The following is a 15,301-nucleotide window of genomic DNA, read 5'->3' on the forward strand; positions in this document are numbered from 1 at the left end:
AGGTTTGATAAAAAAGAAACTAGGGATATTTTGGTCTAAAATTACGGAAAATGTCCAGTTGGGGAAAATATAAGCCAAATGAGTCAGGAAAAAACTCCTGGTCACAAGAAGAAGCTTTTGAAAAGCTTACCACCTTCTGTGCCTATCAGGAACGCTGTCCATGGGAAATCAGACGAAAACTCTACGATAAAGGCATATCTGATGAACCTGCAGAGCGATTGATAGCAGAATTGATCGCCGCAGAATTTGTAAACGAAGAGCGCTATGCAAGAGCCTTTGCCAGAGGAAAATTCAGACTAAAAAAATGGGGAAGAAACCGTATCCGGATGGAGCTGAAAATGCGGGAAGTTTCTGAAGAACTCATCCGAAAAGGCCTTTCTGAAATTGACCCTGAGGAGTATTACGATACACTTTTAACTCAAGCAGAAAAGAAGTGGGAGAATACTCACGAATCTGACACCTACAAAAAGAAGTTCAAAGTCACCCAATACCTGATGAACAAGGGCTTTGAGATGGATCTGATCAAAGATGCGATTGAGAGTTTGATTAGTGATCAGTCGTAGTAATCAAACACAATCATCAACCATTGGTGCAATCCCGATATCGGGATCAGACTTGTGCCTATTGAAATGCAGTCATCAGACTGCCTACTTATATCTAACCTGATAGAAGTATGAAGACTTCATTATGTTAGGTCCAAGTCACGAAACTTGAACCTAACATAACACTTACACCAAAGGTATTCTGCGACCGCGACTGATCTTTGCGACTGAAAACTCAATACTAATATCATCCCAATGTTAAGTTTTGGATTACTATATGTTTTAATGTTACCAAATTGTTAACTTTACGTAACACTGACCGTAACATTAGTAACATTAGCTTCATCCGAGATGAAAAAAGCATTACTCACATTTATTCTAATCTTTGCATTCGGCTTCCTAGCCATGGCACAAGAGGCCGTGGGAATGTTGGAAGAGTTAAGCTTTGATAGCAATTCAGAAAAGGCTCTTTGGGAAGCTGGTCAGCAGAATCCATATTTACTTTTTAGAGCAGTTCAAGCGGAAAAAGCCCCGTCAGATGAAAAATGGAATGAATTACTCGCTGAATTGGACAAGAAATTTAGTAGGAAAGGCACTCACCTGACTGTACTCCGCCAGGTTTTCGAAAAGTCACATCAGCAATTATTTAAGACGTATGAGCAACATTCCACCTTTAATGACATGTTGGAGCAAGGCAAGTTTGACTGTGTTAGCGGGTCTGCTGCCTTAGCATTGCTTTTGGATCGTTACAAATTTGAATACAAAGTAGTAGAGACTGATTATCACGTCTTCATAGTGGTGAATTATGAAGGAAAGGATATCATTTTGGAAAGCACGCTTCAAATAGGCGGAATGATCACAGCGCCATCAGAAGTCGCTTCATACCTTGAGGGATATAAGGCTGATGATTCGGTTAAGCTAAAATCTCTCAATCAAAGATTGGGCGCACCAAAAATAGATTTATCAGATAATGCAATTTTCAGAAAAGTCAACCTGACCCAGTTGGCAGGTTTGCAATATTACAATGATGCAATCTCACTTTTTAATGATCAGAGTTTCCAAAGAGCTTCACTGCAATTACATAAAGCACTTAAGCTTTACAACTCTGAGCGTATCGATGGACTTAAGGAATTAGCAGATAAGCAGGCAAATTTGTTAGCTAGCTCAAAATAAAAATGGCCTCCGTTGTATAGGAGGCCAAGATCCGTTGGAACAATCACCCCTATTGTCCAATCAGTCTCTCGAAAAATAACCTTATCAAAGTTTCCTAGGTAATTCAGGCCATTAATGCGGCAAAGAACCCTATAAGCAATGCTTTTCTAATCAAATCAATTATAACATCCTTTGTCATAGGTAGAAATACTTGTTCTCTCAAAAGTATCCTAACTTATCTAAGTGCGCTATACGACAAATGCCCTATTCTGAGAACAGGGCATTGTAAATAATTAGTGATGATGATGTCCATCTGGACCGTGCGCATGACCATGTTCGAGCTCTACGGGTAGTGCATCTCGTACGGAGATTATTTTACCAGCAAAGGATAAATCGTATCCCGCCAATGGAGGATTAAAATCCATATGAACTCCAGTGTAATCTATCTTGGTTATCTCACCACGAATCTGACCACCCTTATTGTCTTGCATAGGAATCACATTTCCGACACGTAAGAGATCCTTATTTACCTTTCCTTTTTCTTTGAAATTGGCTTTTGGAATAATGGTCTTTTTCTCCTCCATGTAATCTCCATAAGCATCATCAAAACCAAGATCTGCAGTAAATTCATCCCCGGCAGATTTACCTAGCAATGCTTCTTCGAATTTCGGAAATACCTCGCCTGCATTAAATAGAAAGTAAAAAGGCTTATCCTCAGGTACAGTCTCATAAGGAACCATTCCTGTCTCACCATCATCTACCTTCAGGTCGTAGCATACCGCTACCACTTTGTTCTTTTCTACTTTCATATCGTTATTTAATCTTTCTTCTAGCGGAATATATAAGCCAAACCTACTTGACCTACGAAATTCTTTCGGTCATATCCTGGAATAAAGTACTGATCTGGGCTGTTCTCCAAGTACCATTTATAATTCAGGGTATTTACATATTGTAGTCGTGCATTAACCAAAATACTTCCAATCTTCCAATCTCCGATCAAGGAAGGAACCAGATCCACATATTTGTTTCTCCAATCTTTAGAAGCCTCGTATCTGTAATAATAGAAGTCATTGTTATAAACAATCCTTTCCATCTGGAAACCAATTCTATTCATTTTATTCACCCAGGCAAATTCCATGAAAATCATATTACTAGCTGGGCCATTTCCAACTCCAAGCACCTGTCCATTGTGAGTATATCCATCCCTGACATAATCATGAATGTACCACGTATTTAAAGCTTTGATATCATCTCTGATAGTCTGTCCTGTTTGGGTCATTTCTGAACTGATCTGGAAATAATGCCCTGGCTTTTTTAAGCTCATTAAGTGTGAAAATCCAAAAGTAAATGCTCGCCCAGATTCTGGAGTAATCATAAAGTCACTCAACTTGCGATCATTATCACGCGTGCCATATTCTCCATAGAATTCAAAGTGACCTTCTGGACTTAGCCATCTGAAAAACCCGGAACTAAACTGCTGCCTCTTTTCTTGGATAGGATCCACGATATTCTGGGCTTTCTTTCTACCATTGAAAACTGGAAGTATATCAGCTAATGATGAAACATCTCTACGGTACATCTGGCTGGTAGATCCGTAGCCAAGAAAAAGGCCCGGGACCCATTTCGGCTGGTAAGTCAAAACTAATCCGGACATAAATCGCTTACTATTCTCAGGTTTTGGACTGTAGACGTTATTTTCTTGAATCCTGTAATCAGGCCATGGAGGCAAAAATCCAGAAGATTTCAAGAATCCACCAATCAGCTGTCCTTCAAAGGATCCAATTCCTGTTTTTACAGGTTTGCGTGTATTTGCTGTAAAGTGAATAAATCCTGGAGCATTATTTCCAAGTAGCAGTGAGCTCCTTCTTCCAGGCCCCCACCACAGATTTTCGGAAGAAATACCAAGTGAATACTCCTGAAAATTATAGCGTATACTGGACTGGCCTAAATACGCCCGTGTATATGAATCCTCGCCAAATCGCTCGGGCATATCTATTCGATTCATGTAGTCGTAATAGAAAAGAATCGTAGCCTGATGTTCAATAGGAAAGCCGTCATAGTCCTGGTTTTGAGCCATCAACAATTCCGGTTGAAACTGTAAACTAAAAGAACCATACTCCAAATATGCTCCAGGGCTAAGTATAGCCTGTATACCTCGATTTGGAATAAAAGCGCCATCGTTCACTCCAAAAGCATAGGTAGAGTTGTATTGAAACTTTGCAACGGCAGGCATCATCATGAATTTGCCTTTGTTATCCTTTCCGAAAATCTTATGAATTGTAGTAGCATTCATATCTACTACTGAACTATCTAAATCAAAACCATATTTTATCCCGAAGGCCGAAACTGGATAAAGAGGCCGAATCATAAATGAGGAAGCGGAATCTATATCCCCCAAAAGTTGAGCTCTTCGCAGATAATCATCTAAAACTGGTGTACCAACAGGCACAGTCTGTCCCACCGAATAATTGCTTAATAAAAGAATCAGCAACCATGTCCCAAAAAAGCTAGTTAGAATATTCCTTGTCTTCATTATTCTCATTTCAAAGTAAGGGCTTCAACAGTTACTTCTGCTAGGGACCAAGATTCGTCACATAAAGGATCTGGTGAGTTTTTGGAGACTAAGTCTGAATTCATATAGATCCTTGTACTAGTATTACTATGTTCAATTATTTTAGAAATACTATATCTAGTAGTATAATTTGGGAATGCTCCAAAGAGACAAAGACCAGGCATGTTTGTTTGAATTGCGCCAGATTTAGGTCTATTCTGTTTGAAATAGGTATCTGGATACGATTGATATAGACAATAAGTGGATTCACAAGGCGAATTAGAAAAGGATGTCCTGAAAACCTCTTCATTATCTACACCAAAGAACCATTGATCTGGACCTCCAAGCCCGTCAGATGGATTTCCATCCCAGCTGTCATGGATGAGAATTTCTAGTGTTACTTTCAGTAGATTGTGAGAGGGCAATCCAGTAAGATTAACCGCTATTTCTTCATTATGATAATAGCCGACTACCGTATCATTTTGAAAAATAAAAAGCCTTGCATTTTCAAAACCCTCTAGATTTAAGTCTGAAAAGTTATTGGTATAGACCACTTTTTCTGATTCCAGCGTATCGGTACAAGAGAAAAATGAAACTACGGTCGTAAGAAGTAAAAGGGCTTTCACTGCTTTTGGCCACTTATTGCAATCCATCAAATTCAGTTAGTTAAGAAAATATAGCATTGCAAAGAAACAAAAAAGGAGCCAAAACAGACTTACCTAAAGAAAGCTTATTTCGGCCGAAATCTCCAAAAGGATTTGTTATTTTTGGACTGAAACTAACAACAAGCGATGGCTACTTTTACCATAGTTGCAGGTGCACGACCCAATTTCATGAAAATCGCACCTATTATTCATCAATTTATCAAAAAGCAACAGGAGGGAATTCAAGTCAAATACAGACTGGTACATACTGGACAGCATTACGATAAGAAGATGTCTGGTGACTTTTTTGAGCAACTGAATATCCCTGAGCCAAATGCAAATCTCGGTGGAGGCGGAGGAACTCAAGCTGAGCAGACTGCAGCTATTATGGTCGCGTTTGAAAAGGAATTGTTAGAGAACAGACCTGATTTAGTATTGGTTGTTGGAGATGTCACCAGCACACTTTCTTGTTCTATAGCAGCCAAAAAGCTGCAGATAGACGTGGCGCACGTAGAAGGTGGAATCAGATCCGGTGATTTAAGTATGCCTGAGGAAATCAACCGTATGGTAACCGACAGTATCACGGACCATTTTTTCACTACTTCTGAGATAGCCAATTCTAACCTTCGTAAATGTGGTTTTGCAGAGGAAAAGATTCACTATGTTGGCAATACGATGATCGATACCCTCATGGCTCAGATGCCTAGATTTCAGAAACCAGAAGGTGAGATTTTTGATAAACTAATCTCAGGACAATTCTTTGTCATGACTATGCACCGTCCAGCTAATGTGGATCAGGAACATAAGCTAAAAGCTATGATTGAAGCCATATTGGAAGGAACAAAAGGGCTTCCAATCATTTTCCCTGTTCATCCAAGAACTGCCAAAAACTTACAATCCCTAGGAATAGATGCTCCGAACTTGCATATGAGTGATCCTTTGGGCTATCTGGAATTCAATTACCTAGTGAAAAATGCGAAAGGCGTAATCACAGACTCTGGTGGAATTACTGAGGAAGCTTCTGTGATGAATGTCCCTTGTATCACACTGCGAGACAATACCGAACGTGCGGAAACCATACATCTTGGCACAAATGAACTAGCAGGGACAGATCCTGCCAAGCTAAAGCCTTTCTTGGAAAAAATCATGAATGGTGAATGGAAGCAATATCAGGGAATTCCGCTTTGGGATGGAAAAACTGCTGAACGAATTGTGGACATATTGATTAGATCTTACCCAAATTCATAGAATGAAAACTCAAAGACGCATCGATTACCTAGTGAAAAGTCTACACCTTCTTCCACATCCAGAAGGAGGTTTTTACAGGGAAACTTATCGATCATCTGAAACTTTAAACACAGAGTATGGCAGTAGAAATCTAGCTACATCGATCTATTTTCTTTTGACTTCGGCCGATGTCTCAAGATTCCACCGTATCAAAAGCGACGAACTTTGGTTTTTTCATGAAGGGTCTGCGCTAACGATTCACTTGCTAAATGACACTGGTCATCAGGAACTAAGACTAGGATTGCCATATGAAAATGAAGAACAGCTACCCTATCAGCTGGTAAAGGCAAATACAATTTTTGGAAGTACCATTGATAGTCAGGATAGTTATGCACTAGTTTCCTGTGTAGTCTCTCCTGGATTTGATTTTAATGATTTTGAGCTTTTTGATAAAGAAACTTTAGCGAAAAAATATCCTGAAGCAATCCAAATTATCTCAAGGCTGACTTAACCCTACTTCCTAACTATTGAGATTAATCAAACTAATAAGCTTAATAATGCAAAAGGCTCCTTTCAGGAGCCTTATACTTTTTTGCAAATTTCACTTAGAAGCCTACATAAGCAGGAGGCTCTACACCTTCAGATCTAAGGTAAGCAATCGCCGCACCTCTGTGATGAGTAGAGTGATCCATCAGCAAAGCCATCACCTGACGTCTTGTCACATTGTTTCCAAAAACTTCAATAGTTTCTCCTGCATCAGCATCAGAAAGGGCCTTCATTGTAGCGGTTCCGTAGTCATAACTTTTGCTTACAAAGGCAGCCAGATCTTCTTTAGACGCCGTGGCAAGATCAATTGTAAATCCAGGGTCCCCTCCTTTAAGGTATCCTTGAGAGATGCCTGTGATTGCTGTTCCAATGTGATGAATTTGTTCTTTGAAGGACATTGCTGCTGGATCCGATTTATAATCCATACCTGAATCTGGCATTTTATTCAGCACGTCTATAGTGAATTGCTTACTATTTTGCCATTTGCTCAAAAACTCATCTTTTGTAGTTTGTGCTGTTGTGGCTAACGAAGCCATCATAAAGATGGCAACCATAAAGAAGCCTGATAGGAATTGTAGTGGATTTTTCATGTGTTTATAATTTATTTTCAATAGTCACATGGAATCTCGCAAATAGACATCACAGTATGTGACTCTTGGGTCATGCTCGATTTCATTTGAATAGAGATTGGTTATTTGGTTAAATTTCATTTATTCCCAAGCCAAATCAAACACTTTGTCTAATTTTAAAGCATGAGAAAACATCTTTGGATAGGTATATTGATAGTGGGAATAGCAGGTTGTGATGATACATATTTGCCAAAACCACCCGGTTACAATCGAATTGATTTACCTGCTCATTCTTTTGAGAAACTATCTGAGGGATACCCCTATCAAATTGACTATTCTACCTATTCTATAGTTGAAGCCGACTCTTTTAATATTGATGAAGAGGCTTGGCTCAATTTGAACTATGTGGATTTTGGTGCCAAAGTGCACTTGACTTATAAGCGAATCGATGGAGATAAGGTCAATTTTAAAAAATTGTCCAATGATGCTTTTAAGCTAACCTCCCAACATCAGGTAAAAGCCTATGGGATTGAGGAAGGGGTTCTAGTAACGCCAGAAGGATATACTGGGGTAGTCGCGGAATTGACTGGTGAGGTACCAACTCAGTTCCAGTTCTTTGTTACTGACTCTACCAAAAACTTTCTTCGAGGAGCTTTGTATTTCAACACTGCAATGAAAAATGATTCTCTTGCACCAGTAATAGAATTCATCAAAGTGGACATGGCCCACCTGATGAATTCCGTGAAATTTGAAGATTAACTAAGGTTTTTCCAGGATCTGATAATAATAATTCCTCCACCTAGTGCTATTGCTGCAGCAATAAACCCTCCAAGCATATTGCCATAAATGAAGAATCCTGTGGAGAATAAAGCGGCATATACCATCGCTGATCCTATCATCATCAACCCGATTTCTTTAGGCAATTGACCTATTACTTGTCTTTCCTCAGGATATCTGTCTAGCACTTTTTTCCATCCAAAAGCTGCAGGAGTTACTTTTCTATAGAAGGAAAGTAATACTTCGTCTTTTTCCGGAGCAGTAATGAAGGTCACAATCAACCATCCAATCGTAGTGATACTAACACTATATACTAATTTCAAATAAGCCTGATTTTCAGGGATCATTATCCAGTTTACTTTAGGATTGATCACTTCGAAAAATATAGCAACCACGAAAGAAATTGCCATTGCAGAGATTTCAGTGTATGCGTTTATTCTCCACCAAAACCATCTTAGGATAAAGATTAAGCCTGTTCCCGCACCAATTTGAAGTAGAATATTGAATGCATCCAAAGCACTGGAAAGGGCCAATGCGAGAATGGCAGAAAGACACATTAGAACAACCGTAGAGATTCTACCCACTGCTACCAATTCCTTATCCGAAGCTTCAGGCTTCAAAAACCTTAAATAGAAATCATTCACGATGTAAGAAGACCCCCAGTTCAAGTGAGTAGAAAGTGTGGACATCACCGCTGCTATCAAAGATGCCAGTACAAGACCGATCAAACCTGTTGGAAGAAAGGTCAACATAGCTGAATAAGCTAAATCATCTCCCAATTTATCCGCTGGGATGTTAGGAAATGCTGTTTGTAAATCAGAGATGTTTGGGTAAACAATCAGTGATGCAAGTGCTATCAAGATCCAAGGCCAAGGACGCAATGCGTAATGAGCGATGTTGAAAAACAAAGTTGCACCAATTGCATGCTTTTCATCTTTTGCAGAAAGCATACGCTGTGCAATGTATCCGCCTCCTCCAGGCTCAGCTCCTGGATACCAAGTAGCCCACCACTGAATTGCTATTGGCATTAAAAATAGTGGAATATATGCGTTTGGATCCGAGAAATCAGGAAGGAAGTCAAGCTTTCCAGAAACATTCTCATGAGTCAACAGACTGTTGATACTTCCAATCTCAGGTAGACCTATTATATAGTACGCTGCTCCAAATGAACCTATAATAGCGATGAAGAACTGAAAAAAGTCAGTTAATAAAACTCCTTTTAACCCACCTAGAGAACTATAAACTACCGTCACTACGGAAGCTATAAGTAAGGTTTGAACTGGAGTTAGGCCTAGCATTACACCACCGATTTTGATGGCGGCGAGGGATACTGTTGCCATAATCACCACATTGAAGAATACACCTAAGTAAATAGCGCGGAAAGCTCTTAAGAATGCTGCGCCTTTGCCAGAATACCTCAACTCATAGAATTCCAAATCTGTCGTTACTTCAGATCTTCTCCAAAGTTTGGCATAAACGAATACCGTGAGCATACCTGTAAGCAAGAAAGCCCACCAAGCCCAGTTACCAGCAACACCATTTTTTCTAACTATATCCGTCACCAAGTTTGGTGTATCTGCAGAGAAAGTAGTTGCTACCATAGATACTCCGAGCAACCACCAAGGCATGTTTCTACCTGAGAGAAAAAATTCTTTGGCTGAGGAACCAGCTTTTTTCGATGTATATAGCCCTATTAAGAGGGAAATGACAAAGAAAGCGGCAATGATAGCCCAGTCAATGGAGGTTACATTCATAGTATTTGGGATTAATGTATTCTTTAATTTTTTTGATAAAACGCCTTCTACTTAAATAATAAATTTCGCTAATGTATTTATTTTCTGCGAAATGGGAAAAGACTGACTCAGAAGTTTACTCAGTTTTTTGCCTTATTCCGTCAATTTCAAAATAAAAGGTATGGAAAAGATTATTTTTTTGGTTGGACGGACTGATTTCAATATGAATTCAATATGTTTTATTTTTTGCTCTCTAATTCTTTTGTGAGAATATCTTAATTCAAGCCCAATTTCTAATTCATGTTATGGAAGAACGTCCAAATGGAAAACCTTTGGATTCCTGAGGATTCCTGAGGATTTATCAAAATGACTAATTTTAGGGTATAATCTTAAAAACCGATCTAATTGGTCGGTTTTTTTTGTGGCAAATAATTCGGTTTTGGTCGCGATACTATAGCTTTGGGCCATGATTAAGGAACACATCGCAGGCATTCTGTCTAATTATACGTTTGAATCATTCGAAAATTTTGAATTCCAAGCCTTCGGAGCGGGTCTGATCCATGGCACGTATTTGATAGAAGCTGGAGATTCGAAATTCATTTTGCAGGAATTCAACAATGGCGTGTTTCAATATCCTGAGCGAATTTCTCACAATCAGCGCTTGGTCAAATCCCAAGGAGATGGTAATCTGCTGCCTTTTCAATTGCCTCTGCCTATACTCAACTCGGATAAAAAGCTGATTACTGATTGGGATGGAAAATTATTCCGTCTATTCGAATTCGTTTCTGGCCAGACGATCCAGCAAATTTCAGAATTGGATCAGGCTTATTTAGCAGCAAAAGCCTATGGAGTTTTTGCGGAATGGGGAAAAGTAGTCGATACATCCCAATTGCAAGAGTGTATCCCAAATTTCCATCGATTGGATTTGCGCTTCGCAAAGCTTGAGGAAGTTGCTACAGGAAAAGGAGCCCTTTCAAAAGAAAATCAGGAAGTATTGGATTTTTATCTTGGCCAAAAAGAATTGATTGCAGCCTATCAGAAATTCCAGGCAATTCTTCCTGCTCGTCTCACCCACAACGACACCAAAATCAACAATCTGATTTTTTCGCATGATCTTCAAAAAGTGGAAGCTTTGGTCGATTTAGACACCCTTATGAGTGGATACTTGATGTATGACTTTGGTGATTTGGTGCGCACCGTTGCATGTTCTGAGTCAGAGAGTAGCCAAAATTGGGGCGCTATTAAATTAGAAATTCCTGTTTTCGAGCAATTACTAAATGGCTACTGGGAAGGTATCAAATCCTTATCTACGGAAGAGGAAACGAAATCCTTGCTTTTATCGGGAGAAGTAATGACCTGCATTATGGGACTTCGATTTTTCGCGGATCACCTTCAAGGTAATGTGTATTATAAAGTGCAGTATCCTGAGCAGAATTTTCATAGAGCAAAAAATCAGATGCTTTTATTACAAAGTATTCAGGCAAATAAATCTGAATTAGAAGAAATCTGGAAGTCTGTCACGCAATCCTAAAATTGATTTCAGACAATTCCAGTCATTTTTTATTGGCATTTGGGCTGAGTGGGTTTAATTTGTCCTAACCCAAAAATCAATTTTCCTTGTCCGGTTTTTTTGACACCAAAATAGAATTTCTCAAAGGAGTAGGTCCACAGCGCGCCGCTCTGATTAACAAGGAGTTGAATATTTTCACCTTCGGGGAATTGCTACAGCATTATCCGTTTCGGTACGAGGACAGGACGAAGTTTTTTAAAATCCGAGAGCTGCATTCCGATATGGAATCAGTCCAGGTAATTGCCAAAATTCGAAAGGTAGAACTCGTAGGTATGGGGAATAAAAAGCGGCTCGTGGCTCAGGTAGCGGACGAAACTGGGGAGATGGAGATGACCTGGTTCAAAGGAATCGCTTGGGTTCAAAAAAATATTGCTCCAGGCGCTGCTTATGTTTTTTTGGGGAAACCTGCCCAGTTTGGCAGAAAGTGGAGCATCGCTCATCCTGAGATGGAGCCACTGACCACAGCAAATGAAAAAAGAAATAATTTCCAGCCAATATATTCTACAACTGAAAAGCTGAGAGCTCGATTTTTGGATTCTAGAGGGATTTCCAAAATCATGGAGCAATTGGTTCAGGTTTGCTACCCGCACATTCAGGAGACGATGTCTATTGAGATTTTGGAGCAATACCAACTCATTGGAAAAAAGGAATCTATTAGACAAATCCACTTCCCTACCAAGCCAGATTTGCTTCAGCGTGCTCGAAAGCGTTTGAAATTCGAGGAGTTTTTCTATTTACAACTTCGCCTACTCATGCTGAAAGTGGCTCGAGTGGAGAAGTATCGCGGTCAAATCCTCAACAATACAGAATTACTCACCGAGTTTTATACCAATCATATTCCTTTCGAATTGACCAATGCGCAAAAGCGGGTAATTCGTGAATCGTACGGTGACTTGAAGTCTGGCAAGCAAATGAATCGTCTGATTCAGGGAGATGTGGGAAGCGGAAAGACGATGGTAGCATTTATTTGCGCTCTGATAGCGATTAGCTCTGGAGCACAAGCTTGCCTGATGGCTCCGACGGAGATTTTGGCTACTCAGCATTATTCAGGTTTGAAAGAATTCGCTGATATGATGGGGCTGAAAATTGCTTTGCTCACCGGCTCCACAAAAAAGGCAGCGAGAAGAATCATTCACGAAGAATTGCTTTCCGGTGAACTCAAAATTCTAATTGGAACGCATGCGCTTTTGGAAGATATTGTGCAGTTTCAAAATCTTGCGCTGGCAATCGTCGATGAACAGCATCGCTTTGGCGTAGCTCAGCGAGCCAAGCTTTGGGCGAAGAATGAACAATTTATCCCGCACGTGTTGGTCATGACGGCGACTCCGATCCCACGGACGCTGGCGATGACACTTTACGGCGATTTGGATGTATCAGTGATAGATGAGATGCCTGCAGGGAGGAAGCCTATTCAGACAGTGCATCGCTATGATAAAGACCGTCTGAAGGTTTTTGGCTTTATCAACGAAGAGGTAAAAAAGGGAAGGCAAGTTTACATCGTTTACCCGCTCATCGAAGAATCTGCAAAGATGGATCTGAAGAATGTCATGGATGGCTACGAAAGTATCTCCCGTGCTTTTCCCAATTATCCGATCAGCATAGTGAATGGCAGCATGAAAGCTGACGCAAAGGAATACGAAATGCAACGCTTCGTGAAAGGGGAAACAAAGATCATGGTAGCAACTACGGTGATCGAAGTAGGCGTGAATGTGCCCAATGCTTCGGTGATGATCATTGAGAACGCTGAGCGATTTGGGCTGTCTCAGTTGCATCAGCTGCGTGGAAGAGTAGGAAGAGGTGCTGAGCAGAGTTATTGCATCCTGATGAGCAAGTATGAGCTATCGAAGGATTCCCGAGTAAGACTGGAAACGATGGTGCGAACCAACGACGGTTTTGAGATCGCTGATGTGGATTTGAGATTGCGTGGCCCAGGAGACTTGATGGGAACGCAACAAAGTGGAATTACGGATTTACTGATTGCTGATCTGAGCAAGGATGCTCCGATTTTGACTTTGGCGAGAGATGCTGCCCAGCAGGTTTTGGCTAGTGACCCTGAATTGAATCAGCCTGAAAATTTGCCGATACTCCGACAAATCAAGCAGCAAAAGAAGCATGCGGTAAATTGGAGCAGGATTTCATAGTGGATTGAAAGATTGCAATATTTGAAAATTGAAAAATTGAGCGTCAGCTTGTTTTTGAACAGCCTGACAAGTTACGCCCTCTGTGAAAATCTCTGTGCACACTGTGGTTAAAACAGTTTTGAGAATAAATTTTTACTTTTTCTTCGAAAAAACTTGGCCAATCCTCCTGAAAATCTGCTTCTCTTTTTCCCAGAAAAACTTAAACTGGCCGAAAATAAAGCCATAGATCAGCAAAATGATTTGGTATAACGGTAAGACTAATAGTAAGTAGAGGACAGTATTTAGAAATCCACCTTTCTCAACTCCAAAAAAATCTAAGATGGGATTTTTAATGAAAAGAATAGTGAAACCTGTACAGGCAAAAACTACCAAAACCAGAACCACCTGAAGAAGGCTTTCTAATTTCCACTTTGTTTGTAGGCGCTGAAGAAAGCCTGGCTTACCATTTTCTGCTGACATCCATCAAAAGTAATAAGAATCATTCTAAATAAAATAGCCGGCGCTAGGCCGGCTATCATTTTACCAAGTAAATAAGTCCTGATTGAGACTTTGGAGAGCCTCTTTTTTGAATTTGGAATCTACCAAAACAGAAACATTATGGCGACTACCTCCGAAAGAAACCATCCTTACAGGATATTCTATCAACGAATCGATGACGGATTGTATAGCACCTTTGCTTTCCGACACCATGTTCCCAACGATACAGATGATCGTCTGATCTCGGTCGATCTCTACAGTACAGAACGTGCTTAGCTCTTCCAAAATATGCTCCAAGTGACTCAAATCATCAATTGTCACTGATACCGCCACTTCAGAAGTAGTGATCATATCGATAGGAGTTTTATATTTCTCAAAAATCTCAAACACCTTTCTCAAGAAACCATAAGCCAAGAGCATACGGCTGGATTTTATTTTGATAGCAGTGATGCCGTCTTTAGCAGCAATTGCTTTTACCCCAATAGTCTCTACATCAGCCTTGATTAAAGTGCCGTGCGCTTCAGGCTGCATGGTGTTAAGCAGTTTCACAGGTACGTTGAATTGCTGAGCGGGCCAGATAGATGCTGGATGAAGAATTTTGGCTCCAAAATAAGCAAGCTCGGCCGCCTCGTCGAAAGACATCTCGGCGATTGGACGGGTTTTGTCTACGATTCTAGGGTCATTATTGTGCATGCCGTCGATATCTGTCCAGATCTCGCAAGCTGTAGCTTGAATGGCTGCAGCTACCAAAGACGCAGTATAATCACTGCCTCCACGCTTCAGATTATCCACTTCATTCAGGTGATTTTTGCAAATAAATCCCTGAGTTATAAAAATTGTGTCATCTGGGTGCTGAGCAAGAATTGCTTTAAGTTTATCAGATATTTTCTGTAATTCCGGCTCCGAATTTTCATCAATACTCATGAAATCAAACGCAGATAGAAATACTGCTGGTATCTCCAGTTCTTCCAAAAGTGTATGAAACAACTTAGTAGAAAGTAATTCTCCTTGAGCTAGAATATCACGATTGATTGCCTCATTGAAGGAGATTTTCAACAGAATATTCAAAAATTCAAAATGCTCCTTGATGATTTCCTGTGCTTTTTCTCTCGCCGATTCAGACTTCAACAGCTGAGGATAAAACTGATTATAATGTGCATGAAGCTCATCAATTCTTGATTTTGCCAGTGCTTTGTCAGCAGAAGCTAATGCCTCACCAATACTAACCAAAGAATTAGTCGTGCCGGAAAGAGCAGAAAGAACTACGATTTTTGATTCATCACCACTGGTGATCAGGTCTTTTACCTGGTGCATGCGTTCTGGACGGCCCACAGAGGTGCCTCCAAATTTCATGATTTTCATAGGGTCTATG

The 15,301-nt window shown here is 40.2% G+C and carries 14 protein-coding genes; 7 read left to right on the top strand and 7 right to left on the bottom strand.

Features of this window, described 5'->3' with window-relative positions:
* The first annotated feature begins 50 nt into the window (after positions 1 to 50).
* Both ESV85_RS01420 and ESV85_RS01425 read left to right on the top strand, forming a co-directional pair.
* Complete coding sequence (locus ESV85_RS01420; RefSeq protein ID WP_146914453.1) at positions 51 to 563, top strand: regulatory protein RecX; 513 nt, start codon at positions 51 to 53, stop codon at positions 561 to 563.
* A 330-nt stretch (positions 564 to 893) separates the two neighbouring features.
* The gene (locus ESV85_RS01425) at positions 894 to 1,715 is read left to right on the top strand and encodes a hypothetical protein (RefSeq protein ID WP_146914454.1); all 822 of its coding nucleotides are present in this window, start codon (positions 894 to 896) and stop codon (positions 1,713 to 1,715) included.
* A gap of 272 nt (positions 1,716 to 1,987) precedes the next feature.
* Here ESV85_RS01425 and ESV85_RS01430 read toward each other — a convergent pair whose 3' ends face one another.
* From ESV85_RS01430 to ESV85_RS01440, 3 genes are read right to left on the bottom strand one after another with little or no spacing between them, the layout of a single operon-like run.
* A complete protein-coding gene (locus ESV85_RS01430; protein WP_146914455.1) occupies positions 1,988 to 2,503 on the bottom strand; it encodes a peptidylprolyl isomerase in 516 nt (171 codons plus the stop codon).
* A gap of 20 nt (positions 2,504 to 2,523) precedes the next feature.
* Positions 2,524 to 4,227, bottom strand: coding sequence for a capsule assembly Wzi family protein (locus ESV85_RS01435; protein WP_146914456.1), 1,704 nt, complete (start codon positions 4,225 to 4,227; stop codon positions 2,524 to 2,526).
* Between the two features lie 5 nt (positions 4,228 to 4,232).
* Complete coding sequence (locus ESV85_RS01440; protein ID WP_191321876.1) at positions 4,233 to 4,898, bottom strand: hypothetical protein; 666 nt, start codon at positions 4,896 to 4,898, stop codon at positions 4,233 to 4,235.
* A 138-nt stretch (positions 4,899 to 5,036) separates the two neighbouring features.
* Here ESV85_RS01440 and wecB point away from each other — a divergent pair, with 138 nt between their 5' ends.
* A complete protein-coding gene (gene wecB, locus ESV85_RS01445) occupies positions 5,037 to 6,137 on the top strand; it encodes a non-hydrolyzing UDP-N-acetylglucosamine 2-epimerase (RefSeq protein ID WP_146914457.1) in 1,101 nt (366 codons plus the stop codon).
* 1 nt (position 6,138) lies between these two features.
* Positions 6,139 to 6,627 (top strand): cupin domain-containing protein, encoded by a 489-nt coding sequence (locus ESV85_RS01450; RefSeq protein ID WP_146914458.1) that lies wholly within the window; start codon positions 6,139 to 6,141, stop codon positions 6,625 to 6,627.
* A 94-nt stretch (positions 6,628 to 6,721) separates the two neighbouring features.
* On the opposite strand, the gene ESV85_RS01455 is transcribed toward ESV85_RS01450, so the two are convergent.
* Positions 6,722 to 7,252, bottom strand: a complete 531-nt coding sequence (locus tag ESV85_RS01455) for a DinB family protein (protein ID WP_146914459.1) — start codon at positions 7,250 to 7,252, stop codon at positions 6,722 to 6,724.
* Positions 7,253 to 7,414: 162 nt separating this feature from the next.
* Here ESV85_RS01455 and ESV85_RS01460 point away from each other — a divergent pair, with 162 nt between their 5' ends.
* Complete coding sequence (locus ESV85_RS01460) at positions 7,415 to 7,990, top strand: gliding motility lipoprotein GldD (RefSeq protein ID WP_146914460.1); 576 nt, start codon at positions 7,415 to 7,417, stop codon at positions 7,988 to 7,990.
* On the opposite strand, the gene ESV85_RS01465 is transcribed toward ESV85_RS01460, so the two are convergent.
* Positions 7,987 to 9,762, bottom strand: coding sequence for a sodium:solute symporter family protein (locus ESV85_RS01465; RefSeq protein ID WP_146914461.1), 1,776 nt, complete (start codon positions 9,760 to 9,762; stop codon positions 7,987 to 7,989). The two genes, ESV85_RS01460 and ESV85_RS01465, sit on opposite strands and share 4 nt — an antisense overlap.
* Before the next feature lie 445 nt (positions 9,763 to 10,207).
* On the opposite strand from ESV85_RS01465, the gene ESV85_RS01470 reads away from it, so the two are divergent.
* Entirely contained in the window at positions 10,208 to 11,272 is a 1,065-nt protein-coding gene (locus tag ESV85_RS01470) for a phosphotransferase enzyme family protein (RefSeq protein WP_146914462.1), read from the top strand.
* A gap of 86 nt (positions 11,273 to 11,358) precedes the next feature.
* A complete protein-coding gene (recG, locus tag ESV85_RS01475; RefSeq protein WP_146914463.1) occupies positions 11,359 to 13,452 on the top strand; it encodes an ATP-dependent DNA helicase RecG in 2,094 nt (697 codons plus the stop codon).
* Between the two features lie 132 nt (positions 13,453 to 13,584).
* Here the strand turns inward: recG and ESV85_RS01480 are convergent, their stop codons facing one another.
* Positions 13,585 to 13,911, bottom strand: a complete 327-nt coding sequence (locus ESV85_RS01480) for a DUF6787 family protein (protein WP_146914464.1) — start codon at positions 13,909 to 13,911, stop codon at positions 13,585 to 13,587.
* Between the two features lie 60 nt (positions 13,912 to 13,971).
* Complete coding sequence (locus tag ESV85_RS01485) at positions 13,972 to 15,291, bottom strand: aspartate kinase (RefSeq protein WP_146914465.1); 1,320 nt, start codon at positions 15,289 to 15,291, stop codon at positions 13,972 to 13,974.
* Positions 15,292 to 15,301: the final 10 nt, after the last annotated feature.

It is taken from the genome of Algoriphagus aquimarinus (genome assembly GCF_007997215.1).
GTDB classification, from domain to species: Bacteria; Bacteroidota; Bacteroidia; order Cytophagales; family Cyclobacteriaceae; genus Algoriphagus; species Algoriphagus aquimarinus_A.